General features: G+C 59.8%; 1 protein-coding gene. It reads right to left on the reverse strand.

The genetic code is table 11. The annotated features are described in order from the left end of the window. A partial coding sequence (locus ABUK73_RS23330; RefSeq protein WP_353579313.1) for an AMP-binding protein occupies positions 1-908 on the reverse strand: 908 nt, incomplete at both ends.

A 908-nucleotide genomic window follows, 5' to 3' on the forward strand; every position in this document is an offset into this window, starting at 1 on the left:
GCACCGGGCAGCGGCGTGATCAGAATGCCGCCGGTTTCCGTCTGCCACCATGTATCGACAATCGGGCTCTTATCCTCACCCACCACATGGTAATACCATTCCCATGCCTCGGGGTTGATCGGCTCACCCACCGTGCCAAGCAGCCGCAGGCTGGAGCGTGAGGAGCGCTTGACGAACTCGTCGCCCGCCCCCATCAACGAACGAAGGGCTGTCGGGGCGGTGTAGAAGATATTGACCTGATGTTTGTCGATAACCTCCCAGAAGCGGCCCTGATCGGGGAAGTTCGGCACGCCTTCGAACATGACAGTCGTGGCGCAATTGGCCAGTGGCCCATAGACGATATAGGAATGGCCCGTCACCCAGCCGACATCTGCCGTGCACCAGTAGATATCGCCATCGTGGTAATCGAACACATATTCATGCGTCATCGACACATAGACCAGATAGCCACCCGTGGTGTGCAGCACGCCCTTGGGCTTTCCTGTCGAGCCTGATGTGTAGAGAATGAACAGCGGGTCTTCCGCCTTCATCTTGACCGGTTCGCAGTGGGGTTTCACGGACGCGATTTCCTGATGGTACCAGAGGTCACGGCCCGGTGCCCAGTTGGTCTTGCCGCCGGTGCGGCGCACCACCAGCACCTTGTCCACCTTCACATGCTGCTTGGCAGCGATGTGAATGGCCTTGTCGGTGTTTTCCTTCAGCGGGATAGGCTTGCCGCCACGCACGCCCTCGTCGCAGGTGATGACGAAGGTGGATTCGCAATCCACAATACGGCCTGCCAGCGCATCCGGAGAGAAACCGCCGAACACCACCGAATGAACCGCACCGATGCGGGCGCAGGCCAGCATCGCATAGGTGGCCTCGGGGATCATCGGCATGTAGATCGTCACCCGGTCGCCCTTCTTGAC

Source organism: Agrobacterium vacciniicorymbosi (assembly GCF_040427045.1).
In the GTDB taxonomy this organism is placed as follows: domain Bacteria; phylum Pseudomonadota; class Alphaproteobacteria; order Rhizobiales; family Rhizobiaceae; genus Agrobacterium.